Origin of the sequence: Sphingobium lignivorans (assembly GCF_014203955.1) — a bacterium.
Classification (GTDB): domain Bacteria; phylum Pseudomonadota; class Alphaproteobacteria; order Sphingomonadales; family Sphingomonadaceae; genus Sphingobium; species Sphingobium lignivorans.
Window position 1 is genome coordinate 2,881,364 of record NZ_JACHKA010000001.1, and the last position, 24,269, is coordinate 2,905,632.

Consider the following 24,269-nt stretch of genomic DNA (forward strand, 5'->3'; position numbering starts at 1 on the left):
GGATGTCAGCCCCTGTTCTCTTCTGCCACCATATCGTCGGCGAGTTCCAGACCCGCCCTTCCGTCGGCGGCAGTGTGGGCGGGGGCTTTGGGGCGGGCGAGGTACTCGGGCTCCTCGACCTCGAGCATGCCTTCCCACCGCGTCACCACCGATGTCGCGATGGCATTGCCCAGCACATTGGTCGCGGTGCGGCCCATGTCCATGAAGTGATCGACCGCGAGGATGAACGCGATGCCTTCGACCGGCAGGTTGAACTGACCCAGCGTCGCGGCAACCACCACCAGGCTCGCTCGCGGCACCGCGGCAATGCCCTTGCTCGTCACCATCAGCACCAGCAGGATGGTGATCTGCGTGAGGATCGGGAGATCGATGCCATAGGCCTGCGCGATGAAGATCGTCGCGAAGCTGGCATACATCATCGAGCCGTCGAGATTGAAGCTGTAGCCCAGCGGCAGCACGAAGCTGTAGATGCGGCGCGGCACGCCGAACCGGTCGAGCTGCTCCAGCATCTTGGGATAGGCCGCTTCCGAGGACGCGGTGGAGAAGGCCAGCAGCACCGGCTCGCGTACATAGCGCAGCAGCGTGAGGATGCGCCGCCCCAGGAAGAACGCGCCGGCCAGGATCAGCAGCCCCCACAGGAGGAACAGCGCGATGTAGAACTCGCCGACCAGCTCGCCATAGGTCAGCAGCACGCCGGGCCCTTCCCGCGTGATCGAGGCGGCCAGCGCGCCGAACACCGCGATCGGCGAGACCCGCATCACATAGCCGGTCACCTGCAGCATCAGCTCGACCAGCGATTCCACCAGCGTGACGATCGGTTTGCCCTTCTCCCCGATCGCGGTGAGCGCCACCCCGACGAACAGCGAGAAGACCGATCTGGTTGTCCGCCATGGCCTGCACCATCGACGTGGGGAAGATGTGCAGGATGAAATCGCGCAGGTTGAGCCCGCCGGTCTCGATGCCCGCCGCGCCGCCGGCCGCACCGGCCTCCGCCGCCGTGCGCGTGAGGTTGAGCCCCTCCCCCGGTGCCAGCAGGTTCACCATCACAAGGCCCAGGCCGACCGAGATCAGGCTGGCGACCAGGAACCAGCCGATCGCCCGTCCCCCGATCCGCCCCAGCGCCGCGCTGTCGCCCATATGCGCGATCCCCGCCACCAGCGTCGAGAACACCAGCGGCGCGATGATCATCTTGATGAGATGCAGGAACACATCCGCCGGCAGATGGAGATAGCCCGCCACCCGACCCGACAGCGCCGCATTCTCCCCAAACGCAAAATGCGCCCCCGTCCCGGCCGCAACGCCGAGCACCATGCCCATGATGATATAACGCGTAAGGCGCGGTGCCATGCTTATCTTCCCGTCAGGCAAGAGAACGCACACGGCGCGACTGGGCCGTGTGCGCCGTTCATGAAGATGATTGAGGGACGGATCAGCCGGCCGTCTGGTTCTTGCGGTAGTCGAGGGCCGGGGGATTATCGCCCAGCAACGATTTGTAGACAAAGTCCCCGCCGCGCCGCTTCTCCAGTTCGGCCTGTGCAGCGGCGAGCACGTCAGGGCTCTGGAACAGCTCCGCCGCGGTCAGCGCCATCGCTTTCGCAGCCACGACCGCTCCCTTGACGCCCACGCTGTGGCCACTGGCCGCGACGGCCTGCCAGCTGTGCGCGGGTGTCCCGGGTGCCCAGGTGGCGGCGGACATGCCGACCGTCGGCGTGGTGTAGCTGACATCGCCGACATCGGACGAAGCCGGGATGACTATCCCGCTCGCATAAGGCTCCACAGCCCGGCTCGTGCGCCGGGCGGCTGCCGGGAAGGTCGCGCTCACCTGATCGATGAAAGCCTGTTCCTTGGCGCTGTAGCTCGGCGCCGCCACCTTGAGCAGATTGCCGTGCATCACATGGCCGAGCACGTCGTTGGGTAGCGTATCGAAAGTGCCACCAGTCTGGTCGAACGCCACGGTGGTGCCGGTGCCTAGCGCAGCACCCTCGGCCGCTCTTTTAACGCGCTCAACGATCTGCGCGACAGTGCGCTGATCCGGGTGCCGAATGTAATAATAGACTTCAGCCGTTTCAGGCACCACGTTCGGAGCCTTTCCACCATCGGTGATGACGTAGTGGATACGCGTTTCCTGCGGCACATGCTCGCGCATCATGTTGACCATGTTGTTCATGGCCTCCACCCCGTCCAGCGCGGAGCGCCCCCGGTCGGGCGCGGCGGCAGCGTGGGCAGAGAGGCCCTTGAACCGGAACTTGCCGCTGACATTGGCCAAGGTTCGACCCTGTGAAGCACTGTTGCGATCGCCCGGGTGCCAGTGCAGCATGGCCGAGACATCCTTCGTCAGCCCGGCGCGGACGAGGAAGACCTTGCCGGATCCGCCTTCTTCTGCAGGTGAGCCATAGACGCGGATCTCGCCCTGGACGTTGTTGGCTATCATCCAGCGCTTCGTGGCGATCGCCGCCGCGACCGAGGCCGCGCCGAAAAGATTGTGGCCGCAACCATGGCCGTTCTCCATATCGGGCTGGGCGGCGCGCTCGGCCGCGGCGGCCTGACTCATGCCCGGCAATGCATCAAACTCGGCAAGGATACCGATCACCGGGCCCTTGCCGGTCCGAAAACTGGCGACAAAGGCCGTCGGCATGCCCGCTACGCCCGCTTCAACCTTGAAGCCGGCATCTTGCAGCTCCTTCTGCAGCAGGGCCGAGCTCTTCGTCTCCTGAAAACCCACTTCCCCATAATGCCAGATGTCCAGTGCCGTCTTGCTCAGAACCGGCGCGTCCCGATCAATGTCCACCATGATCGACTGGCTCGCCATATCGGATAGCGGGGCAGCCAGCAGGGGCGTGCCGATGGCGCCGGACAGGAGCAGCAGCGAGCGAAGGATGAGTTTCAAGACGACGACCTCATGATTTTGGGGCGGAGAACTTGCGGATGATGACAGTATGGCGCGCGAAAAGCTTGCTCTCCGCGCGCCGGTTATTTTCAGCGCTTCCCGAAGGCGACGCGAAGCTGCACGCCGAAGGTGCGGGGCTCGTTGTACACCAGGGTGGTCGACGTGATCGACGGTGTGACGACGCCGCCGGCAGCCGCATAGGTCACGTCGAAGACGTTCCGGACGAACACACCCAGGTCGATACCACGACCTTCGATATTGTTCAGGTCAAGTTTGACGTTGACGAGGTCGTAGGCGTCCTGGATGCCGTTGGTGTCCAGCGGACGCTCCACATACCAGACCTTCGTGCTGTGGAACCAGTTGGCGTTCAGCACCAGTTCGCCTGCATTGCCCAGATAGTGCGCGTACCGCGCATTCGCACCCACCGTCCAGGTCGGGGTGTAGGAGAACTTGTTGTTCACCGGGTTACTGCCGAGCAGCGGGACGAAGGCTGCCGGTGCATCATATTTGTCGTACTTTGCATCTGTATATGCGCCGAAGCCGGACAGCGTGAAACCGCGCACCGGCGTGACCGACGCATCGATTTCCACGCCCTTGATCGTCGCTTCCGCTGCATTGATGATCAGCGTAGTCGGATCGTTCGACGGATCGTTGTCACCATCGAAATTGGCGCCGGGGAAGATCGAGCGCTGGATGTTCTTGTACTTGCTCGTGTAGGCCGAGACGTTGAAGCGACCGCGCATCTCACCCAACCGCCAACTGCTCTTCAGGCCGGCTTCATAGTCGGTGACCTTCTCCGGCTCGAAGGTTTCGAAGCCGTCGAAGTAGGAAGACAGGCCGCTCTGGTTGTAGCCGGCCGCCCGGTAGCCGCGACGGTTCGTGACGTAGAGGAACACATCATCATTGACCTGATAATCGAGACCCAGCGTCCAGGTCGGCGCCTTGGACTTTTCCGTGCCGGTGCGGCCACCCGAGGTGCTGCAGGCATCCGGCCCGACGCGTGAAAGCGTCTCAAGCCGGGCGACGCTGCACCCGCTGGATTCATCCCAGGTGTAGCGGAACCCGGCGTTGAACTTCAGGCCCTCCAGGAAGGGGAAGGCATAGCCGATCTGGCCGAACAGTGCCTTGCTCTCGCTGCTGTTATAGTTCTCGTTGAACGTGAAGGTAGAACCCGGGCGCACTGCCGAATAGGTGACGCCGCCGTTCACGCCGGTCGGCTTGCTCTTCAGGTAGAAAGCACCCACGATCCAGTCGAGGCTGTTGTTGAAGGACGTGCCAAGGATCTGGAACTCGTCCGAGAACTGCTCGACATTGGTTTCGGTGATGCCGTCATTCAGGCGGAGGCCGGTGCCGTCCATGTCGCGCGCCGTCGAAAGCTCGGTACGACGATAGCCAAAGATGTTCTTGAACGTCACGTCGCCCACTTCGAGCGTGGTGGTGTTCGCAACGCCCCAGAAGGTACGGTTCGAGCGCGGTGCGATGCTCGTTTCAACGACGCGGGGACCGCGTGCGTTCTGCTGTGCGAGCGCAATGTCCACGTCGCAGCCGGCGACGCCGCAATCGAAGTACGGGCGGTTGACCGCCGAACGCGCATTGCCGCCGCCGGCCACGGCCGGATTGGGATAGACGCCGTTATTGACCAGCCCGGTGCCGTTCTCCCGCGCGCGATAATAATCGAACACGGTCACGTTCTTGAGGCCGGCAAGGGGCTCGAGCAGGAGCGAGGCGCGGAAGGCATCATTGTGGCGATCGTCGAGATCGCCGCCGACGCCGATGTTCTTGGTGTAGCCGTCCCGGCGAGTGAGCTGCCCGGAAAGGCGAACGGCTGCAACGCTATCTGCCAGGGGGACATTGACCGCACCTTCAAGGGTGCGCTCGCGGAAGGAGCGGGCAGTCTCGGAGACACGTGCCATTTTCGCTCAGCGTCAGTCAGGCCCGATAGCGGGTGACTTGTCGGCCTATGTGCCGGCACTGCGGCGCTATTTCTCCAAGCGCGCGGACATCGTCGACATCGACGATCTCGTGCAGGATGTCCTGTTGCGGATGCATGTTCGAAGGCAACATGCGGCAGGCGAAGACGAAGAGATCGCCAATATTGAAGGCTATCTCTTTCAGGTTGCCGCGAGCGTCCTGACCGACCGCGCCCGCCGCGATCAGGCGCGCCAGCGCAACGCACACTTTGCGCTGACCGATGAGTTCCATCCGGTCGAAGAATTGACCCCTGAACGGGTTCTGGGCGGACAGGAAGACTTCAGCAGGCTTGCCGATGCTCTGGAAGAAATGCCGGACCTCACGCGAGATGCCTTCGTGCTGCATCGCTTCGAGGACATGTCCTACGACATGATCGCCCAGCATCTGGGAATTTCGGTCGGGGCTGTGGGACGGCATCTCATGAAGGCCGTGCGCTTTCTGGCTGAGAGAGATCTGCCATGAGCCACGCTTTCGACGCCCGCGCGCTTGAGAAGATCGATTCGCCCGAAGCGACCGCCGCCGCCTATTTCAGCCATCTTCGCTCCCCAATGGCGACCCCGGAGGATTATCTCGCGTTCGACAGCTGGTTCGCGCGAGACGAGCGAAACCGGGCGGCGTGGGCGAAAGTGGAACGTGCCTGGGAGGGCGCGGGCCGGGCAGCGGACGATCCCCGTATTGCCGCATTTCGGGAGCACGCGCGGACGAGCAGCCGGCCTGCGCCACTATGGCGACGGCCGATGCCTGCTCTTGCAGCAGTCCTGGCGCTCGTTGCTATCGTCAGCGCGCCGTTCATGTACCGCATCGCGACTGATCGCCAGCCGGCAGCATCGTCCGCTCTGGCGGGTCACACGATCGCCGCCGGCATCGGCCAACAGGCCTCGTTTCATATGACCGATGGCTCGGTGGTCACCGTGAACACGGCCTCCAAGGTCGTCGTCGCCGAGTCCGAATTGCGCCGCCTGGCCAGGTTGGACTATGGAGAAGCGTTTTTCGAGGTTGCCAAGAACGCACGCAAGCCTTTTGTCGTGGAGGTCGGCAAGGTGTCGGTCACGGCGCTCGGTACGGCCTTTTCGGTGCGTAATTTGGATGGCGCAATCCATGTCGCATTGGCTGAGGGTCGGGTCCGCGTCGACGTTCCCGGCAAGGACAGTGCAGCGAAATCGGTCATTCTGGAACCGGGCACCTCGCTCAGTTTTGCCAGGGGTGTCCTCTCGGAAAGCAAGAGCGATGTTACGCGGATGTTGGCGTGGCGACAGGGTATGCTGAGTTTCGATCGCACGCCGCTGGCCGAGGCCGTGGCAGAGATCAACCGCTACACCCAGCAGGAAATAGCGATTGTCAGTCCGGAGATCGCAGAGCGGCGCATCAGCGGCAGTTTCCGGATCGGAATTACGCGCGGTTTCCTCCAGAGCCTCGAAGCAGCCGGCATTGCACATGTACGCAGCGAGACACCCGCGCGGGTCGAACTCGCTGCCCCCTGATCCGGCCTAGTCGAAGCTGTAGCGCAGCCTCAGTCCCCATGTGCGCGGCGGACCGGGAATGACCGAAGCTACGCTGAAAGTCGGGTTCAGCATCACGCCGCCGCTCGCATAAGACTTGTCGGTGAGGTTGCGGACCCACAGATTGGCATCGAGCGACGTGCCGGCAATGCGGTACCAGGTGATACCCGCGCCTAGCAGCCCGTAGCCCGGCTGGACGGCAAAGCGGTCCTCCACGCGCTCGGCATAACGGGAAAGACTGCGGTAGCTATAATCGCCACTGATTTCGATCGACCCAAGCGTGTCAGGCAGCCTAACGCGGTGCGAAGCCCAGATGGAAGCGCTCAAACCGGGCGCGTAGGAAAAACGGTTGTTTCGCGGATCGCTGCCCAGGAGAGGGTCGAGTGCGGCGGGCGCATAGACGCGATCATAGCCACCGCTGACGTAGGACAGGCTGAGGCCGGCCTTCACATTCCGGCCGAGCCGCGCCGTGAACTCCCCATCCAAGCCGGAAATGCGCGCTTGAGCGAGATTGACGTACAGGGTGATGGGGTCGTTCGTGGGGTCATCGTCACCATCAAACCCCGGCGGCGCGAAGAGCGCGCGCTGAATGTTGGCATAGAAGCCCGTATAGGCGGCAATGGCATAGTCGCCGGAAAGTATCGGCCCCGACCAGCTTCCCTTTACGCCTGCCTCAACATCCGTGAGTGTTTCGGGTTGGAAGACCTGGAATGGCTCGAGCGTTCCACCCAGTTGAGGGCTGTTATAGCCACCCGAACGAAAGGCCTTTCGACTGGTCAGGTAAAAGGTCGCGTTGTCCACCTTCTGGCTAAGGGCGACGGTCCAGGTGAGTTGTCCCGTGGCGATCCGCGCCAGTGATCCGCCGGTCGCTGCGCAGGCAGCGGAGCTCTGCGACGCCTCCGTGATCGAACGCAATGAGCAACCCTTGATCGTTTCGCTGGTATAGCGAAGCCCGATATCCACGCTCCGTCCGCCACTCAGATCCACGGTGGCTTGTCCAAACAGGGCTGCACTCCGAAAGCTCTGGTAGTTGGCGATATTGGTTGCCGGATTTCCAGGCCGCTCGAACTGCGCAGCGTGCTGAAGCATGGGGCCGCTTGGCGCACTGCCGAGGTAGAATGCGCCCGCAATGTACCGCACGGCGGCGCTGCGTCCCTGCACCTGAAATTCCTCGCTCCACTGGTGCAGGTTGGTGATTGTCGTGACATCGTTGATCGGCAAGGGGGTCGCATCGCCATCCAGGGCGGTCTCCTGCTGGACGGACCGCCAGCCCACGATGTTCCGCAGCATCAAATTGGCGTCGCCATATTCGGTGATGTTCGTGAAACTGCGGAAGCGACGCCGGAATTGCGGCTTGAGGCCGGACTGCGACGTGCGGCCGCCCAACATTGCCTGCCGTTCTACATAGCTGTCGATATCGCAGTTCCCCTCCCCACAATCGAAATAGGGCGCGTTGGCCGCTGTGCGGGCATTGCCCGCCGGATAAGCGCCGACAAGAATTTGCGTCGAGCCGGTCTCGTCGCCGTTTAGGAGCTCGAACGTACTTGTCGACCGCAAGTCATCCAGCGGCTGGACTTTAAGGATAGCCCGGATGGCATCCGTATGAGCATCGTCTGCACGTCCGTCGTGGACCAGGCGGAAGAAGCCATCGCGCCGCTGCATCTGCCCCGCAACGCGCAGGCTGACAGCGGGTGCAATATCCGCATCCATGGCTCCCTCAAGCCGATGCTGCCCGTAGTTGCCGACATCATACTCGACATAGCTCGGTACGCCGTCCTCGGGCATGGCGGAACGAACCAGCACGGCGCCGGCCGTGGCGCTGCGACCGAACAGTGTGCCCTGCGGCCCGCGCAGCACCTCGACCGAGGCGACATCGAACAGTGGAGACAGGGCTGCCTGATTGGGCAAGGGCACCTCGTCGACGTAGACCACGAGAGGCAGTCGGTTCTCCTCCGCGAATGAACGTCTTTGCCCGCGCATCACCAGAAGCGGCGTTGCGCTCGACCCTTGTCCCGTGGCTACGAAACCGGGGAGGATGCGCGACAAGTCCGCAAGGCTGTGCGTCTGCTGTTGCACCATCTGCGATGCGGTGACCCGCGTAACCGCGAGAGGTACGTCCATAGCCCGTTCGACGCGACGCCTCGCCGTCACGACAATGTCCGACCCTTCGACACCCTCACTGTTTTTCGCCGCAGACAGAGCGGGAGAGCGCGACCGCGATGCTCCTCCCGGCTCTATCAAATAGATGCTGGCCGAAAGCGGTCGAAACGTGAGCCTTTTATCCCTGAGCAGCTGTTTGAGCGCTTCCTCGACCGTCATGCGACCTCGGATCGCCGGGGTCCTGCTATTTTCCTGACCCGGCGCATTCAGGAGGATCTCCACCTGAGCTTGCTTCCCCAACTCAGCGATCGCCGTGGCCAATCGGGTTTCTGGAATATCAATAGGGCTTATGGAGGCTTGCGCTGGCACCGCCATGCCGACGAGGGCGATTCCGATACACCGCGTAGCCACGATCCAGGCTCATGCATCAGGCCAAGGGCATCAGCAACTCCATAGAAGCTCGCAAAGTGCCCTCCCCGCCAATCGAGTGCGTGCCAGTTACGATGCACCGCAATTATTCAACCAACGCGAGGCTGAGGGTTCTGGCGTTAAGAACACCGCCTAGGTCGCTCACCGCCGACGAGTCGGATATTCCCATGGCGAGATGCTCGCCTCCAAAGCGGACGCCCGTTCAGCTAACTTCTTACACCAGTCGGACGGCGCCAGTCGGCCCTCAGTCTAGAAAATCGCCTCACAGAACGTCCTGAAGCTCCTCTGCCCGCTCGTCACTGGCGAGCGTCGGACGACATTGTCGATGCCCTCGTCCTTTGCGCGATACATGTCGACGTATCCCTGCGCGAAGGATTCGCTCGCGCCACGATCGAGGAACTGTTTCCTGAACTGGTCGAACGAGATCTGCTGGTAGCGCACCGGGCGACCGATCACTTCGGAGAGGATCACCGCCTGATCATCGAACGACAGATCCTGCGGGCCGAGCACAGGCAGGTCCGACTGGCCGGTCCAGTCCAGGTCGGTGAGCAGCCGAGCGGCGGCCGTCGCCATGTCGCGGGTCGCGGTCAAGGGGAGCTTGCGGTCGGGCCGGATCGGGCCGAAGAACAGGCCCTTCTCGCGGATGACGCCGGCCTGACGGGCCGTATTCTCCATGAAGGAGGGCATCGCCAGGCCGCGATAGGCGGCACCGCTCGCCATCAGCAGATCGTCCATCCGGAGCGAGGTCGTGACGAGACCGGCGCGATCCTGCCAGGGCGTGCCGCGTCCCAGCGCTGTGATCGCGACCACGCGCGGGACGGCGTGGCGGCGGATCGCCTCCGCAGCCGGTCGGGTGAAGTCGAGATAGGCCTGCTCCTGCGTCTTCGTCACGTCCGGCGGGACGAGCCAGAACAGGGCGTCTGCCCCGTCGAACGCGCGATCGACGATGGCGGGGTCACCATGCGATCCCTTGAGTAGCTCGACACGGTCGCGAACGCCCTCGGGCAGCTTGCCGGCATCACGGACAATGAGACGGAGAGACGCGCCGGCGTCCAGCAGCGTGCCGACGAGCTTGCTACCGATCTGGCTGGTCGGTGCGGTGATGACGATCATCTTGAATCTCCAATCTGTCCGAATAGGGGCCGGTCGCTCAGAGCCGGATCGACAGCTCGACCTCGTCGGTGAATGGCAGGGTGATGTAGCCATTCTCGGTCGCGCTCACATGGGCGAGATAGTCCGGGCAATAATCGGCATTGTCGGCCAAGATGACCGCGCCCGGGCGCAGCCGGTCCTCGACCAGCATTAGAATGTCGCCATAGAGCGCTTTGGCGCCGTCGAGCAGGAGCAGGTCTATGGTCTCGGGCAGGTTGCTTGCCAGCGTCTCCAGCGCATCGCCCTCGCGAACCTCGACGAGGTCGGAAAGGCCGCCTGCGGCGATGTTCGCTTTGGCCGCCGCCACTTTGGACGGTTCGAACTCGCTGGTGATTAGTCGTCCGCCCCCATTGTCGCGCAGCGCCGCCGCCAGATGCAGCGTCGAGAGACCAAAGGACGTCCCGAACTCGACGATGGTCTCTGCCCGCATGGCGCGCGCCAGCATATATAGCAGTCGGCCGGCATCGCGGGACACCGGCAGCGCGTAGTCCCTGAGCTCAGCATAAAAGGAGCGATAGTCCGTCTTGCTGCGCATCAGCCGCTTTTGCTCCTCCTTCGAAATCGCGGCGAACACCGGGCTGGCAAGCGGAGAATGGGCGTCGGCCTCTGCAAAGAGGCGATCGAGCAGTGGCGCCACCGGGGCGCTGACGAGCGTGGTCATGATAAGTCTCCGATGATCGAGCGACTTGGATGTTGCTCGACCGGGAAAATACGAATAATTCATCGCCTTTTCTATTCGCATTGATCGGATGCCCTGGTGCCGAGTCCCGAAACTGCCAGTGTTTCCTCGAGAAAACAGCCGAAACAGGCACGCTCGAACGACCTTGTTGCAGCAGTGCTGGATGCTGCTGTTCAGGTTTTGACGGCCGAAGGCGCGCAGCGATTCACCACCGCTCGCGTCGCGGAGCGCGCCGGTGTTAGCGTCGGGTCGCTTTACCAATATTTCCCCAACAAGGCGTCAATCCTCTTCCGCCTACAGAGCGACGAGTGGCGCCGCACGTCCGATTTGCTACGCGGCATCCTGGCGGACAGAAACAAGCCCCCGATGGTCCGGGTGCGCACGCTCGTCCATGCCTTTCTGCGGTCCGAGTGCGAGGAGGCGTCGATCCGCGGCGCGCTTCACGACGCGGCACCGCTCTATCGCGATGCGCCGGAAGCGATTGAATTCCGCGCCGCCTCGGCGGACATTGTCGACGATTTCATGCGCGAAGTGCTGCCGAATGCGACCGAGGAAGGGCGCCAGCGCGCCGGCGATCTCATCAAGACAACACTCAGCGAAGTTGGCAGCAGCTTTTCCTCGACGCCACGAAGCGACGCAGAGATTATCGACTATGCGGATGCGCTCGCCGACATGTTCTGCGCTTATCTGGAGCGGCTAGTGAAACGATAGTGGTATCGCAATGCGGGGGCTTCCCGAGGCTGCTACCGCCGACAGAGCGTCCGCTCGGAACCCATATTTGGCTTTTCCTTAGCTGCCTTTCGTTCAGCACATCCAAATTGGTAACTTACACTCACATCAGGCGCGCTCGATCCCCGGCTTGCCATGCGGCACCACGAAGCGGGCATAGCTTGAGAGTTGTCCGTTCGGCTGACTTGCCCGATAGCTGCCATTCATTCATTTCTTACGAGGTTTTCGATGGAAGGGATGGGTCATCCACGTTGATGAAAAGCATCCATCGCGCAGAATAGGTGCTCGCATAAGGCGAGGCTGAATCCAGTTTCCGCGAACGCCTCCCTGATTTGTCAGCCTTGTGAAATTTTCACGACGGGCCAAGCCGCTCTCGCCAACATAGCCGAGGTTCGCGGCGCCTTGCTCAATCGTCGAAGCCGGCCGTCCGTTCATGATCGAACAGAGCTGAGACCGAAAATTATGAGCTGCGCGCCAACGGCATCTCACCGATGGTCGTACCGCAGCCGTGCTTTGCACTAGGCGGGCTGGTTGGCGAGTACTGCGTCCAAAAGCCCCGGAAACCGCCGGTCGAATTCGCTGCGACGCAGCGTGTTGATCATCTCGCGCCCGGCCTGCGTCGTCTCGACCAGCCCCGCAGCCCGCAGCAGCTTGAGATGATTCGACAGCGTGCTCTTGGGAATTGAGGCGCAAGGCGCCGCGTCGGTGCAGCTCAGCCGTTCGGTGCCGGCCAGGCGCGCGACCATGGCCAGCCGGTTGGGATCGGCGAGCGCGTGGAGCGCCAGCTCGAGCGGGACGTCCTCCAGCCTAGGATGGGTGAAGCGAGGCATGAGCAATATATAGGCCCAAATGGAAAATTTAATAGTTCGGGAATATTGAACTGTTGGATCGGCGATCCATCTTGCTCCCTGCCGGCAGCGCACGACGCCGTGATCGCGGGCATCATTTTGGAGAATTCACATGTCACTTCAGGGCAAGAAGGCGCTCGTTACCGGCGGATCGCGCGGTATCGGTTCGGCGATCGCCAGGCGCCTCGCGGCCGATGGCGCGGCAGTCGCGATCACCTATGCAGGGAACAAGGCGGCGGCGGATGAAACCGTGGCCGCGATCGAGCGCGCGGGCGGTACGGCCTTCGCCTTTCAGGCCGATGCGTCCCAGCCCGACTCGCAACGCGCCGGCATCGAGCAGGCAGCGGCCGCGCTCGGCGGGATCGACATCCTGGTCCACAATGCCGGCGTCGCCGAATTCTCCACCATCACCGACGACACCGACGAGACCTACGATCGTCAGTTCGGGGTCAACGTGAAGGGCCTGCACGTTGGCACGCGCGCGGCAATGCCGCACCTTCGCGATGGGGGACGGATCATCCTGATCGGCAGCATCTCAGGCGAGATGGCGTTCCCCGCGACCTCGATCTACAGCGCGACCAAGGCGGCGGTGGCGGCGCTGGCGCGCGGCTGGGCCAAGGACCTCGCCTCGCGCAACATCCTCGTCAACACCGTGCAACCGGGGCCCATCGACACTGACATGAACCCCGCTGACAGCGAGTTCGCGCAACAAATGATCGGCGTCATTCCGCTCGGCCGCTACGGCCGGGTCGAGGAGATTGCCGGTGCGGTCTCGTTCCTTGCCGGGCCCGATGCGAGCTACATCACCGGCACTACGCTCAATATCGACGGCGGCGCGTCGGCTTAGCTGCGGGATCGCCCCCTCCGCCTAGGGTCAGGACCTATTAAATTGCTTGCGCGGGATCGGGAAAGTTGATTCAAGGTGGCGGGAGAATGCCGCCATGGACGATCTTTTGTTGTTGAGCGAGGCGCAGATGCGCCGAATTGAGCCCTATTTCCCATTGTCGCATGGTGTACCGCGGGTCGATGATCGCCGAGTGCTGAGCGGGATTTTGTTCGTGATCCGCAATGGTCTGCGCTGGCGGGACGCGCCATCCGCCTATGGACCTCACAAGGCAATATACAACCGCTTCATCCGCTGGAGCAGGCTGGGTGTATTCAACCGCATTTTGGCGGAACTGGCCGCGCAAGGCGGCAGCGCGGATCTATTGATGATCGATGCGACCCATCTCAAGGCACACCGCACCGCCGCCAGTCTGCTCAAAAAGGGGCTCTACCCCGATTTATCGGACGCAGCCGAGGCGGACTAACGACCAAGCTGCATGTCGTGTGCGACGGTGATGGACGGCCCTTGCTTGTGCGCCTAACCGAAGGCCAGGCGGGCGATCACCCAACCGCCCTGCGCATGTCTCAGGATATGCCGCCCGCCCGGCACTGCTCGCTGACCGCGCCTACAGTTCCATAGCGTTCCGACACACATTGGAAGAACGCGGCATCGCGCCTTGCATCCCGCCCCATCCCAAGCACCGTATCCAGCATAGTTACGACGCCAGGCTCTATCGACAACGCCACAAGATCGAGAACCTCTTCGCCCGCCTCAAAGACTGGCGGCGCATCCATACTCGATGCGATCGATGCGCTCACACATTCCTGTCAGCCATCTCGTTCGCCGCCGCTTTCCTCTTCTGGCTCAATCAATGAGTCCTGACCCTAGCGGAGGGGGCGTTAGTGCTAAACTCATGGCGACCGCGAAACCGCCGCCCGGCCTCTTTCCGTCGAGTTTGACACCCGACAGTTTCCATGGATTTTCGAGCGAGCGAAGCGGATACTACACGGTGCTGAGCAGCAAGCTCGTTTCGCTGTTGGCGACGCCGTCGATCATGCGCACTTCCCGCAGAATGCGATCGAATTCCGACAGGTTTGCGACTTGGATATCCGCGACCAGATCCCAGTTTCCGTTCGTGGTATGCAGCGTTCGGATCTCGGCGATGCCACGCAGCCGCTTAATGACCTGCGTCGTCGATTTGCCGATTACCTCGACGAGCATAACGGCACGGATCGCCTGCTCTTCATAGTCTTCGCGGACGCGCACCGTGAAACCAAGCAGGGTGCCGGTCTCAATCAAGCGATCGAGCCTGTTCTGAACGGTCCCGCGCGCCACACCCAGCGCTTCTGCCAGTTTCGCCAGTGAGGCCCGCCCATCGACGCGCAGGTGGGAGATGATGCGGCGATCGAGTTCGTCGGGAATGAACTTGGCAATATGCATGATCGGCATCCTTGACATCTTGCGCAATCATACAGGGCAAATTGTATAAAAGCACGACAGTTTCGATGTCGAGCTGCCATTTCCGTCGTTACCGCGATGAGGCAAATCTGCCCAAGACATTCCATCGCAAGAGGTTTAATCAATGCCACCGCCAGCGTCCCCCCTCGCCTACATTCCGTTCGTAAGCGTCGAAAACATGATGCGATTGGTTCACCATCACGGCATCGAACAAGTCCTGCGGGACCTCACGGACGAGATCGAAGCCGACTACCGGCGCTGGGACTTGTTCGAGAAGGCGCCGCGCCTGGCCTCACACTCGAACGACGGCGTGATCGAATTAATGCCGACGTCAGATGGTGAGGTTTTCAGCTTCAAATATGTGAACGGCCATCCGAGCAATACGGCAAAGGGGTTTCAGACGGTCGCCGCCTTCGGACTGCTGGCGCGGGTGGACACCGGCTATCCGCTGATGCTGTCCGAGATGACCCTGCTAACCGCACTGCGCACCGCCGCGACATCGGCGATGGTTGCCCGCCATCTCGCGCCGAAGGAGGCGCGGACGATGGCGATGATCGGGAATGGCGCGCAGGCCGAGTTCCAGGCGTTGGCGATGAAGGCCGTGATCGGCGTGCGCGAAGTTCGCCTGTACGATATCGATCCGGCCGCGACGCGCAAAGCTGCGGCGAATCTTCGCGGCAGAGGGTTGACCGTCGTTTCGTGCGAAAGCGCTCAGACCGCGATCGAGGGTGCGCAGATCATCACAACCTGCACGGCGGACAAGGCGTATGCGACGATCCTGACCGACAACATGGTCGGTGCGGGCATCCACATCAACGCGATCGGCGGCGATTGTCCCGGCAAGACCGAACTGCATCGAGACATACTGGGTCGCGCTGCGACTTTCGTCGAGTTCGAACCGCAGACGCGGATCGAAGGCGAGATCCAGCAGATGCCCGCGGATTATCCGGTGACCGAGTTCTGGCGAGTGCTGCGCGGCGAAGCGCCAGGGCGCACCGATGCGCGTCAGATCACGCTATTCGACAGCGTCGGCTTCGCCATCGAGGACTTCTCGGCGCTGCGCTACATACATGGCAAGCTTCATGGCAGCGATTTCTTTCATCAACTCGATATGCTGGCTGATCCTGACGATCCTCGCGACCTGTTCGGCATGCTGCAACGCGCCGCCTGACCTAGTTCAGCCGCGCATCGCGAGGTACAGTGCGTCGACCGCGTGCCGTGCCTCAGCCATATTGAGGCTGGCAAAGCCGATGCGCAGACCGCGTGAAGCATCTTCACCTGCCATGAAGGATCGCGATGAGGCGAAGCGCAGCCCCGCCGCCTGCGCTCGCGCCTCCATCGCGTCGAGATCCACGCCTGGAAACTGGAGCCAGAACGCCAGACCGCCGTCGGGTAGACTGAACGCGATGTCGTCCCCGAATCGAGCAGTCAGCAGTTCGGCGAACTGGCTGCGGCGCTGGGCATAGATCTTGCGGACCTTATGGGCGTGGCGCTGTAGTTCGCCGCTGACGATCAGATCGGCAGCAGCATCTTCCGTCAGCCGATTGCCCATGCCGTCGGCCACCGAAATCGCGTGCGCCAGCGCGGGCATGACCTGACGCGGCGCGACGATATATCCGATGCGCAAGGTCGGCAGCAAAAGCTTGGACAGCGAACCGAGATACAGGACATGCTCCGGCGCATACGCGGCCATCGGCAGCAACGGCTGCGAGGCGAAATGAAATTCGTGATCATAGTCGTCTTCCAGCACGGCGAAGCCGAATTGCTGGGCGAGCTCAAGCACGCGCAGCCGTCGTTCGGGGCGGAGCGCGACTGTTGTCGGGAACTGATGATGCGGCGTCAGGAATAGTGCGCGGACGTGATGCTCGCGGCACGCCCGCTCGATGCTGTCGACATCGATCCCGCCCTTGTCGAGCGGCACTACGACAATGCGCGCACCGGCTGCGCGAAACGCTGCAATCGTGGGTTCGTGAGTGAGCGTCTCGACGATCACGGTGTCGCTGGGCTTGAGCAGGATGCGCGTGGCTAGAAACAAGGCGTTCTGGCTGCCGCGGGTGATGCAGACCTCGTCCGGTGTCACGGTCAGGGCGCGCTGGTTGCGCAACATGTCCGCAATCGCCTGACGCAACCGCATCGACCCCAGAGGGTCGCGATATTGCAGCCGGTTTTCCGCCGACGCGCCGTGGATCGCCCGACGATAGGCGCGGGCAAGTACGTCGGGCGGGAACAGCCGCCCATCGGGTGCGCCCTCGTCCAGCTTCAACCCTTCCCCTGCCGGCAGCGCAATCGAGCGATCGGGCGGGGGAAGGACGCGATAATAGGGTGCGACATCACGGCCGGCGCGCGAACCATCCTTGCGATCACCGCCGGGCGGGACCGGAAACACCGGCGAGACGATCGTGCCCTTGGTCCCTGCAGTGCTGAGCCAGCCCTGCGCGATCAACTCTTCATACGCGACCACCACGGTCTTGCGATTGACGCCGAGCTCCATCGCGAGCTGCCGGCTGCTGGGCAAGTACATACCCGCCGTCAATCGCCCCGACTTGATGTCGCGCACGATCGCGCGGATCACCTGAATGTACAACGGCACATCCTTTTCCGGCGAAATCCTTTCTGACAGCGTGATGGGTAACGGACGTAGCACGACGCAAATCCTTGGACCTGTATGACGCCGCAATCTTGGCCCTTGAATGGACCAAGGCGCAAGGCCAAGCTTTCCGCTCAAGCACTTCTGAAGGCCAAACGGTAATGAGCGATTCATTCGCAGATTTCTCGTCCGACGACGTACGGTTGCTGATAGCCAACCATCGGCTGGCTTGGGTGTGTTCGGTCAGGGCGGGAGCTCCGGAAGCTGCGCAGCTGCCGCTGATTGGCGAATATGACGAGGCGGGCCGGCTGATTTCCCTGATCGGGCATCTGGCACGCGGTAATCCGCTTTGCGAACGGCTTCAGGCCGAGCGCGCGGCGCTGATCTTGTTCAACGGCCCCAACGCTTATGTGTCGCCCGAACATGCCGGGCTGCGCGACTGGGCTCCGACGTGGAACTACGCCAATCTGCGCATCCGTGCCGAGGTGCGCGTGGACGAAGCGCTGACCGACGAGGCGATCGACACCCTTGCGGCGGCGATGGAGCAGGGCCGGGCAGACCCATGGACTCGCGGGGCGATCGCACACCGCTATGCGTCGATGGCGCGCGCGATCATCGGCTTTCGCGCCACCGTCACCGAGATCGCCGGCCGCTTCAAGTTCGGCCAGGATGAGCGTGACGAGGTCTATGCCAACATCATCGCTCGCCTGCCCGATCCGGAGGTCACCGAATGGATGGCGCGGCTCAACAATCGCTGAGGGCGCCGATAGGGCCTAGCGCAGCGCGGACGGTCGGGTCCGCGCGATCCACGGTGACGCCTGTTCATAGGCATGGCCCAGTTGCAGCACGGCAAGGTCGGCATTGCGTGGTCCGATCAGCTGGATGCCCATCGGCAGGCCGTCACGCCCCCCGAATCCTGCCGGTATGGCGAGCGTCGGCAGTCCCGCCATCGTCGGCGGCAAGGTCACCTCCATCCAGCGATGATAGGAGTCCATCGTCTTCCCGGCAATTTCACGTGGCCAATGCTGCGCGATGTCGAAGGGAAACACCTGAGCGGTCGGCATGGCAAGAAAATCGAAGGTTTCGAAAGCCTTACGAAAAGCCTCGTAGATACGCGTACGTCCCTCCGACGCCTTTGCCAGTTGCGGCCCGGTCAGCTTCATGCCGCCCTCCACCTCCCAGATCGCTTCCGGCTTGAGCTGCGCGCGTTTGGCAGGATCGTCGTAAAAACCCTGCAGATCCGCGCCCACCGACCAGTGACGCAGGGTGACAGCCGTACGCCACATCGCTTCGGCGCTTTCGGACAACCCGGCTTCGTCGACGGTCATGCCGATCGCGCGAAAGGCGGCCAGCGCCTTCACACAGGTCTGCATCACGCCCGGCTCCATGGCCAGCGCACCGCCCAGATCGCCGAGCCAGCCGATACGCCTGCCCTTCCACGAGCGGTCGAGCGGCTGGGCGAAGTTCGCGGGATCGTCCATTTGGGCGAAGGGCGCGCGGGGGTCCGGTCCCGCCTGTACCGACATGAGCAGCGCCACATCGGCGACGCTGCGCGCCATCGGCCCCGACGTCGCGAAATTCTGCCAGAACAAGTCGCTGTTCGGGATCGAGGGCACCCTGCCCCATGAGGGGCGGAAGCCGAAAACATTGTTCCAGCCCGCCGGGTTACGCAGCGAGCCGCCGAAATCGCTGCCATCGGCCAGCGGCACCATGCGCAGCGCGAGCGCCACGGCACCGCCCCCCGTGCTGCCCCCCGCCGACTTGCGCGGATCAAAGGCATTGCGCGTCGTGCCGAACAGCGGATTGTACGAGTGCGAACCGAGCGCGAATTCGGGCACGTTGGTCTTGCCCACGAAGATCGCGCCGGCATCCCGCATCCGTGCGACCACGAGCGAATCCGTGGTCGGAATGTTGTTGCGCAACAGCGGCGAGCCTTGCGTGCTGGCAATCCCTTTCGTCGGCGCCGTGTCCTTTACCGCATGGGGGAAGCCATGCAGGATGCCATGAAAGCGACCGGCGACGGCGTCCTCATCCGCCTTCGCCGCCTGCTTCAGCGCCGCATCGCGATCAATACGCGAGACGATCGCCGTGAAGCGTGGATTGAGCGCATCGACCCGAGCCCAATGCGCGAGCATCAATTCGCGCGCCGACAGATCCCTGCGCCGCAGCGACGCGGCGAGCGACACGGCGCTCATCTCGAGCATGTCGGCATCCTTCCCGGTCGCGAGCGCAGGCGCTGCGGCCGCAAGCGCCGGGGCTGCCGCCAGCATCTCGCGACGGGTCAGTTCGAAAACGGGTGTCTTGATCGTCATGTTTCGGTTGTCCGTCGTCAAAGATGTTCGTCAAACCAGTCCAGCACGCGCCGCTGGACGTCGAGCTGATGTTCGCGCTCGCGGATCCAGTGCGGCTCTCGCGGGTAGCTCACCATTCGCGCTTCCTTGCCCTGCAATCGCAGCCCCTGATAGAAAGCCAGTCCCTGGGTCAGCGGCACCCGTCGATCTTCCTGACCGTGCAGCACCAGCACCGGCCCCTGCGCCCGGTCGATCGCGCGAAGCGGCGAGACCGCGTCCATTTTCGCAATACTGGCCGGCGACAGGCCATAATAGCCGGCGAACCAGTCCGGCGTGTCCGTCCCCAGCGACAGGTTGAACAGATCGGTGACGCCGGCCCCGACGATCGCCGTCTTGAAGCGCGTATCGTGCGTGATCGCATAGGCGGACATGAACCCGCCATAGCTCCATCCCCCGATGCCGATCCGTGCCGGATCGGTCACCTTGCGCGCGATCAGCATGTCGATGCCGTCGACGATATCCTGATAGTCGGCAATGCCCCAACCATCTTTCACACCGCGGCTGAACGCGCTGCCCTGCCCTTCCGAACCGCGCGGGTTCGGCAGCAGCACGGCATAGCCGCGCGCGGCGAGGATCTGCGCCCAGTCAGTCCAGCTGCCCTGCCACGACGCCGTCCATACGCCCTGCGGTCCACCATGGGGCTGCACCACCGTCTTGATCGGCACGTCCGGCTTCGCATCCGGCGGCGTGAATAATAGGCCATAGATCGGCTTGCCGTCACGACTGCTGGACCAGCGGACCTTTTCGACCTTTGCAAGGCGCCAGTTGCGCATCTGCGGATTGATATCGGTCAGCCGGCGCAGCTTGCCCCGGCGAGAGATCCAGGCGTCGGCCGGGCGATCGACCTGACTGCCGACGAACGCGATCGTACCATCGTCGGCGACGGAATAGTCGCGGATATGACCATCGAAATCGATCAATGGGCTAAAGCGGCCGGTCGCGACATCGATCCGGGACACGATCGTGCGGTCGTGGACGATGGTCCGTGCCAGTATGGTCCCGTTCACACGCGACCAGTCCAGTCGCTTGAGCGTACCATCGAACGTTGCCCCCACTTCCCGCGTGGCACCGGTCGCGACATCCGCCACGAAACCGCGAATACCGATATTGCCCTGGTCCGGCGCGATGAAGACGATCCGCCGTCCATCGGGAGACCAACTCGCGGTGCCATAGACGCCCTTGAACACGGTGCGTTCGACCGTTCCGCTGGCGGCGTCGACCAACACCAAGTCCGATCGGTAGAAGAAGTCATTGAGACCGGCCGTCGCCGCGACGCGCAATGCAAGCTGCTTGCCGTCGGGCGACCAACTGAGATCGCTGGCATCCCGATCGGGAACCGCGATGCGGCGCAGGCCGCGCGAAGCAAGGTCGAGGATCCAGACACGGTTGAACTCGCGCGGGACATCGGCCTCAACCCAGTCGCGCTTCGCGGCACGATCGGCGCGCACCTGTGCCGTCAATGGATCCGGCGCGAGCAATGCGATGCTGTGCCCATCGGGCGACCAGCGGAAACTGCGGATGTCCCGGCCGATCGCCGTCAGCGGCTGCGCCTCCCCGCCTGACAGCGAGATCGTCCATAACTGCCGTGTCGGCTCGCCAGCGATGGGCTGATCCGGGCCGAACGTGGCTGGGCGGAGATTGCGGTCTGCCTCCTCACGGACGCCCGGTTGCGGGCGGTTGGACAGAAAGGCGATCGTGCGCCCGTCGGGCGACCATTGCGGAGCGTCGTCAAGCGACGCGCTGACAGTCAAGGGCCGGGCCGGTGCGCTACCATCGGTCGGCACGATCCAGATTGCCGAATGGCTGTCGCGCTGGCCGATCCCGGGTCGCGTGACATAGAGCAGGTGCCGGCCGTCCGGCGAAATCTCCGCATCGGCAAGGTCTGTCAGATCGGCGATGTCAGCCGGCGTAATGACTCGAGCGACGGTTCGAGCTGTGACCCGATCGACGGATACCGCTGGACCGGCGGCACCCATGGCGACGGCCAGGCAGACGCCGATCATCCAGGAGTATGCCCGGCCGGCCCGCATCACAGCGCCAGACGCGCGCCAACCGAGAGATAGCGGCCGATCACGTCATAATAGGGCGTGAAGGTCGAATGTTTTGGCGGATCCTTGTCGAACAGATTGGTCACGCTGCCATAGATTTCGAACGCCCTGCTCTCCCCGATCCGCACCTTCTGGCTCAGCTGCAGATCAACATAGGTGAAGGCGGGGATAGCGTTGTCTCGAAGCGTGGTGCGCGTGCGGTCCCAATAGCCCGACGAGATGTAGCGCGCACGGACCAGCCCGCTGAAGCCGTCGCTGGCATAGCCGACCGTGGCGTTGACGCGAATGCGCGGCGTCCCTTCGGCGAAGGCGTATCCCTGCGTCCCGACATATTCGATCTTGGTGATACCGTCATTGACCGTGAAGCTGTTGACCCACGTGCCGACGAGCCGCAGCTGGAAACGGCCATTGGCTGCATCGTTGAGCGACCGGATATAGCCGATCTCGACATCGACCCCGTCCGTTTTGAGCCGGGACAGGTTGAGCTGCGCGGAAGTGATGCTCTGGATCACGCCGGCGGCGTTACGGTCGATGAACCGGCACAAGTCCGCATTCCCCGCCTGGCAGCGATTGACGATATTCTGCGCGCCAAGCGTGGTGATCACATCCTCGACCGAGATATTGAAATAGTCGATCGAGGCGGTCAGCCCCCGCACAGGCGCGGCGGTGATACCGGCCGTCCAGGTATCGGCCAGTTCGGGCCGCAGGATCGTGCTGCCGCCGCCATAGATCAGCGTGCTCGAGGTGCCGAGCTGCGGATTGCGTGGGTCGACGATGCCCGAGAACGAGACCGTGCGCGCGGTGAACAACTCGGCCAGGTTCGGCGCGCGAATGTCGCGCGACCGGGCGACACGACCGATCACGCCGGGAAGGAATTCGTTTGTAAGGCCGAGCTTCCACGACCAGAGCGAACCGGTAAGGCTGTAATCCGACACGCGCGCCGCACCGTTCAGCTCCAGCTTGCGCAGCAGCGGCAAATCGCGAACGACCGGCACCACGACCTCGCCGAACGCTTCCTTGACGTCGGTATTGCCGGAAAAGCCGGTAAAATAGAATGTGCTATAGGCGGCAGCCGCATCGAGCTCGCCGATCGTGGCGCGGGTCGAGACATTACGCCCCTCTGCACCGATCGCGATCGACACCGGGCCGGCAGGCAGCTCGAACGGCTCACCACGCAACGTGACGCCATACGTGTCGAGCTTGTCGAGAATGTCGCTCCGCGGGGTGCCGGTGACGTAATCGATCGCAGCCTGGCTGGGCGCACCGACACCGAAGAGGTTGATCGGCACGCAGGCGCTGCCGGGGTTGGTCAGCGCGATGCGGCACACCGGCTGATTGGTCGCGGGGTTGATTACCGCGTCGACCGCATTGGCGAAGTTTTGCGTGATCAGGAAGCCCGGCGCGCGCAGGTTGTTTCGGTACTGCCCATGGCTGTAAAAGGCGGTGTAGCGCCAGTCGCCGCCTCCAAAACTGCCGTCGAGCGCGATCGACCCCTGGATGTTGCGCCGATCAACGTCGAGGTTGGCGAACGCGAAATCGCCGTTGAAGCGAGAGAGCAGGAAGCTTGTCTCGTTCGCGGCGGCAAGCTGGGTCTTGATCTCCTGCCGCAGAAACGCATTGTCGTTGCGGATCGTCAGATTGTCGCTGTGGCTGCCGAACCAGGCGTAGCTGTTGTAATAGCGGGAATAGCGCAGGTCCGCGCTCAGCTTCACATTGTCCGCCAGGTCGAACGATGCCTTGCCCATCACCGCATAGCGGCGCTGCGGCACGATCAGCACGCCCTGGTCGTCGTTCGACGGCCCTTCGCCCCCAATCATACTGCTACCGATGACCGTGCCGAGATTGGGTGTCCGCAAACTGCCGTCCGGGTTGAAGCCCAGACCGCGCAGGACGCCCGAATTGATATAGCCGCCGCGGAGGCGCGTCGAATAGCCGACATCAGGCGTCAGCGCGACGTTTCCGTTAGTCGACCAGCGACCCGTGTTCTCACGGTCGATGCGGCGCGGGATGCCACTATTATCTACATATTCCGCGCCGATCACGACATGCCCGCGACCATCGGCGAAGCTGGTGCCGAACTTGCCCTGAAACTGATATTGCTGTGCATCGCCGCGCGATGAGACGCCGGATTCCGCACCCAGACGCAAGCCTTCATAGCGCCCATCGGTGAGTAAATTGACCACGCCGCCGACCGCATCGGAGCCCCACGCCGCAGATGCGCCGCCGGTCACGACATCGACCTTGTCGATCATGATCGACGGCACCGTATTCAAGTCCGAACTGACCAGCCGCCGGCCGTCAAGCAGCAGCAAAGACCGCTTGTCGCCCAGTCCACGGATGTTGATGGGAAACCGCCCCGCCCCGACATTGGAGCTGGACGTCACCGGCGATTCCGCAGCCTTGAACTGCGGTAGATCGGCCAGCGCCGCCCCCACATTGGCGCGAGGAACCACTTGCAATTCCTCCTGCGTAACGCGCAGCAGCGGCGTAGGCGATTCATAGCCCGGACGATCGACGCGCGAACCGGTGACGACGATGTCGGCAGCGCGAGCGCTTTGCACTGCCTCATCAGTCGAAGCCGATTGGGCCATGGCCGACGCGGGCACCAAGCCCATTAGCAAGGCGAGCGAGCATCCACCCAGCAGCTTAACCCTACCCGGCGTCCGCAATGCATTCTTTAACATTCAATCCCCCTCTGCTCACCG

17 protein-coding genes and 2 pseudogenes are annotated in these 24,269 nt (G+C 63.1%); 7 read left to right on the plus strand and 12 right to left on the minus strand.

Annotated features, from left to right (window positions below):
• Positions 1-5: 5 nt before the first annotated feature.
• From HNP60_RS13325 to HNP60_RS13335, 3 genes and pseudogenes are all read right to left on the minus strand, one after another.
• A pseudogene (locus tag HNP60_RS13325) lies at positions 6-1,347 on the minus strand (dicarboxylate/amino acid:cation symporter).
• An 82-nt stretch (positions 1,348-1,429) separates the two neighbouring features.
• Positions 1,430-2,887, minus strand: coding sequence for an amidohydrolase (locus HNP60_RS13330; protein WP_260394882.1), 1,458 nt, complete (start codon positions 2,885-2,887; stop codon positions 1,430-1,432).
• A gap of 89 nt (positions 2,888-2,976) precedes the next feature.
• Complete coding sequence (locus HNP60_RS13335) at positions 2,977-4,800, minus strand: TonB-dependent receptor (protein ID WP_184154579.1); 1,824 nt, start codon at positions 4,798-4,800, stop codon at positions 2,977-2,979.
• Between the two features lie 37 nt (positions 4,801-4,837).
• Here HNP60_RS13335 and HNP60_RS13340 point away from each other — a divergent pair, with 37 nt between their 5' ends.
• Positions 4,838-5,320: an RNA polymerase sigma factor gene (locus HNP60_RS13340; RefSeq protein ID WP_260394883.1), complete on the plus strand. Its 483-nt coding sequence runs from the start codon at positions 4,838-4,840 to the stop codon at positions 5,318-5,320.
• Entirely contained in the window at positions 5,317-6,339 is a 1,023-nt protein-coding gene (locus HNP60_RS13345; RefSeq protein WP_184154582.1) for a FecR family protein, read from the plus strand. The genes HNP60_RS13340 and HNP60_RS13345 overlap by 4 nt, the downstream gene beginning before the upstream one ends.
• Positions 6,340-6,345: 6 nt before the next feature.
• On the opposite strand, the gene HNP60_RS13350 is transcribed toward HNP60_RS13345, so the two are convergent.
• The 3 genes from HNP60_RS13350 to HNP60_RS13360 all read right to left on the minus strand — a co-directional run bounded on the left by HNP60_RS13350 (position 6,346) and on the right by HNP60_RS13360 (position 10,699).
• Entirely contained in the window at positions 6,346-8,778 is a 2,433-nt protein-coding gene (locus HNP60_RS13350; protein WP_184154585.1) for a TonB-dependent receptor, read from the minus strand.
• 357 nt (positions 8,779-9,135) lie between these two features.
• Complete coding sequence (locus tag HNP60_RS13355; protein WP_184154588.1) at positions 9,136-9,999, minus strand: NAD(P)H-binding protein; 864 nt, start codon at positions 9,997-9,999, stop codon at positions 9,136-9,138.
• A 37-nt stretch (positions 10,000-10,036) separates the two neighbouring features.
• Positions 10,037-10,699, minus strand: a complete 663-nt coding sequence (locus HNP60_RS13360) for an O-methyltransferase (RefSeq protein WP_184154591.1) — start codon at positions 10,697-10,699, stop codon at positions 10,037-10,039.
• A gap of 96 nt (positions 10,700-10,795) precedes the next feature.
• Between HNP60_RS13360 and HNP60_RS13365 the strand changes: the two genes are divergently transcribed.
• Positions 10,796-11,428 (plus strand): TetR family transcriptional regulator, encoded by a 633-nt coding sequence (locus HNP60_RS13365; protein WP_184154594.1) that lies wholly within the window; start codon positions 10,796-10,798, stop codon positions 11,426-11,428.
• A 536-nt stretch (positions 11,429-11,964) separates the two neighbouring features.
• Here the strand turns inward: HNP60_RS13365 and HNP60_RS13370 are convergent.
• The gene (locus tag HNP60_RS13370) at positions 11,965-12,276 is read right to left on the minus strand and encodes an ArsR/SmtB family transcription factor (RefSeq protein ID WP_184154596.1); all 312 of its coding nucleotides are present in this window, start codon (positions 12,274-12,276) and stop codon (positions 11,965-11,967) included.
• Positions 12,277-12,406: 130 nt separating this feature from the next.
• Between HNP60_RS13370 and HNP60_RS13375 the strand changes: the two genes are divergently transcribed.
• On the plus strand, positions 12,407-13,141 hold the full coding sequence (locus tag HNP60_RS13375) for a 3-oxoacyl-ACP reductase family protein (protein WP_184154599.1): 735 nt from the start codon (positions 12,407-12,409) through the stop codon (positions 13,139-13,141).
• Positions 13,142-13,235: 94 nt separating this feature from the next.
• Positions 13,236-13,995: pseudogene (locus HNP60_RS13380) on the plus strand (IS5 family transposase).
• A gap of 127 nt (positions 13,996-14,122) precedes the next feature.
• Here HNP60_RS13380 and HNP60_RS13385 read toward each other — a convergent pair.
• On the minus strand, positions 14,123-14,569 hold the full coding sequence (locus HNP60_RS13385) for an Lrp/AsnC family transcriptional regulator (RefSeq protein WP_221414691.1): 447 nt from the start codon (positions 14,567-14,569) through the stop codon (positions 14,123-14,125).
• A gap of 133 nt (positions 14,570-14,702) precedes the next feature.
• On the opposite strand from HNP60_RS13385, the gene HNP60_RS13390 reads away from it, so the two are divergent.
• Positions 14,703-15,749, plus strand: a complete 1,047-nt coding sequence (locus HNP60_RS13390; RefSeq protein ID WP_184154602.1) for an ornithine cyclodeaminase — start codon at positions 14,703-14,705, stop codon at positions 15,747-15,749.
• Positions 15,750-15,755: 6 nt separating this feature from the next.
• Here the strand turns inward: HNP60_RS13390 and pdxR are convergent, their stop codons facing one another.
• Positions 15,756-17,168: a MocR-like pyridoxine biosynthesis transcription factor PdxR gene (pdxR, locus tag HNP60_RS13395; RefSeq protein WP_338056758.1), complete on the minus strand. Its 1,413-nt coding sequence runs from the start codon at positions 17,166-17,168 to the stop codon at positions 15,756-15,758.
• 65 nt (positions 17,169-17,233) lie between these two features.
• Here pdxR and HNP60_RS13400 point away from each other — a divergent pair, with 65 nt between their 5' ends.
• Positions 17,234-17,923 carry an FMN-binding negative transcriptional regulator gene (locus HNP60_RS13400; RefSeq protein WP_260394885.1) on the plus strand — a complete coding sequence of 230 codons (690 nt, stop codon included), beginning with the start codon at positions 17,234-17,236 and terminating at the stop codon, positions 17,921-17,923.
• Between the two features lie 15 nt (positions 17,924-17,938).
• On the opposite strand, the gene HNP60_RS13405 is transcribed toward HNP60_RS13400, so the two are convergent.
• Genes HNP60_RS13405 through HNP60_RS13415 form a run of 3 tightly spaced genes read right to left on the minus strand, consistent with a single transcriptional unit; the run spans position 17,939 to position 24,125 of the window.
• Positions 17,939-19,477, minus strand: coding sequence for an amidase (locus HNP60_RS13405; RefSeq protein ID WP_184154608.1), 1,539 nt, complete (start codon positions 19,475-19,477; stop codon positions 17,939-17,941).
• Between the two features lie 17 nt (positions 19,478-19,494).
• Positions 19,495-21,519, minus strand: coding sequence for a S9 family peptidase (locus HNP60_RS13410; RefSeq protein ID WP_184154610.1), 2,025 nt, complete (start codon positions 21,517-21,519; stop codon positions 19,495-19,497).
• 26 nt (positions 21,520-21,545) lie between these two features.
• Positions 21,546-24,125, minus strand: a complete 2,580-nt coding sequence (locus tag HNP60_RS13415; RefSeq protein ID WP_338056721.1) for a TonB-dependent receptor domain-containing protein — start codon at positions 24,123-24,125, stop codon at positions 21,546-21,548.
• Positions 24,126-24,269: the final 144 nt, after the last annotated feature.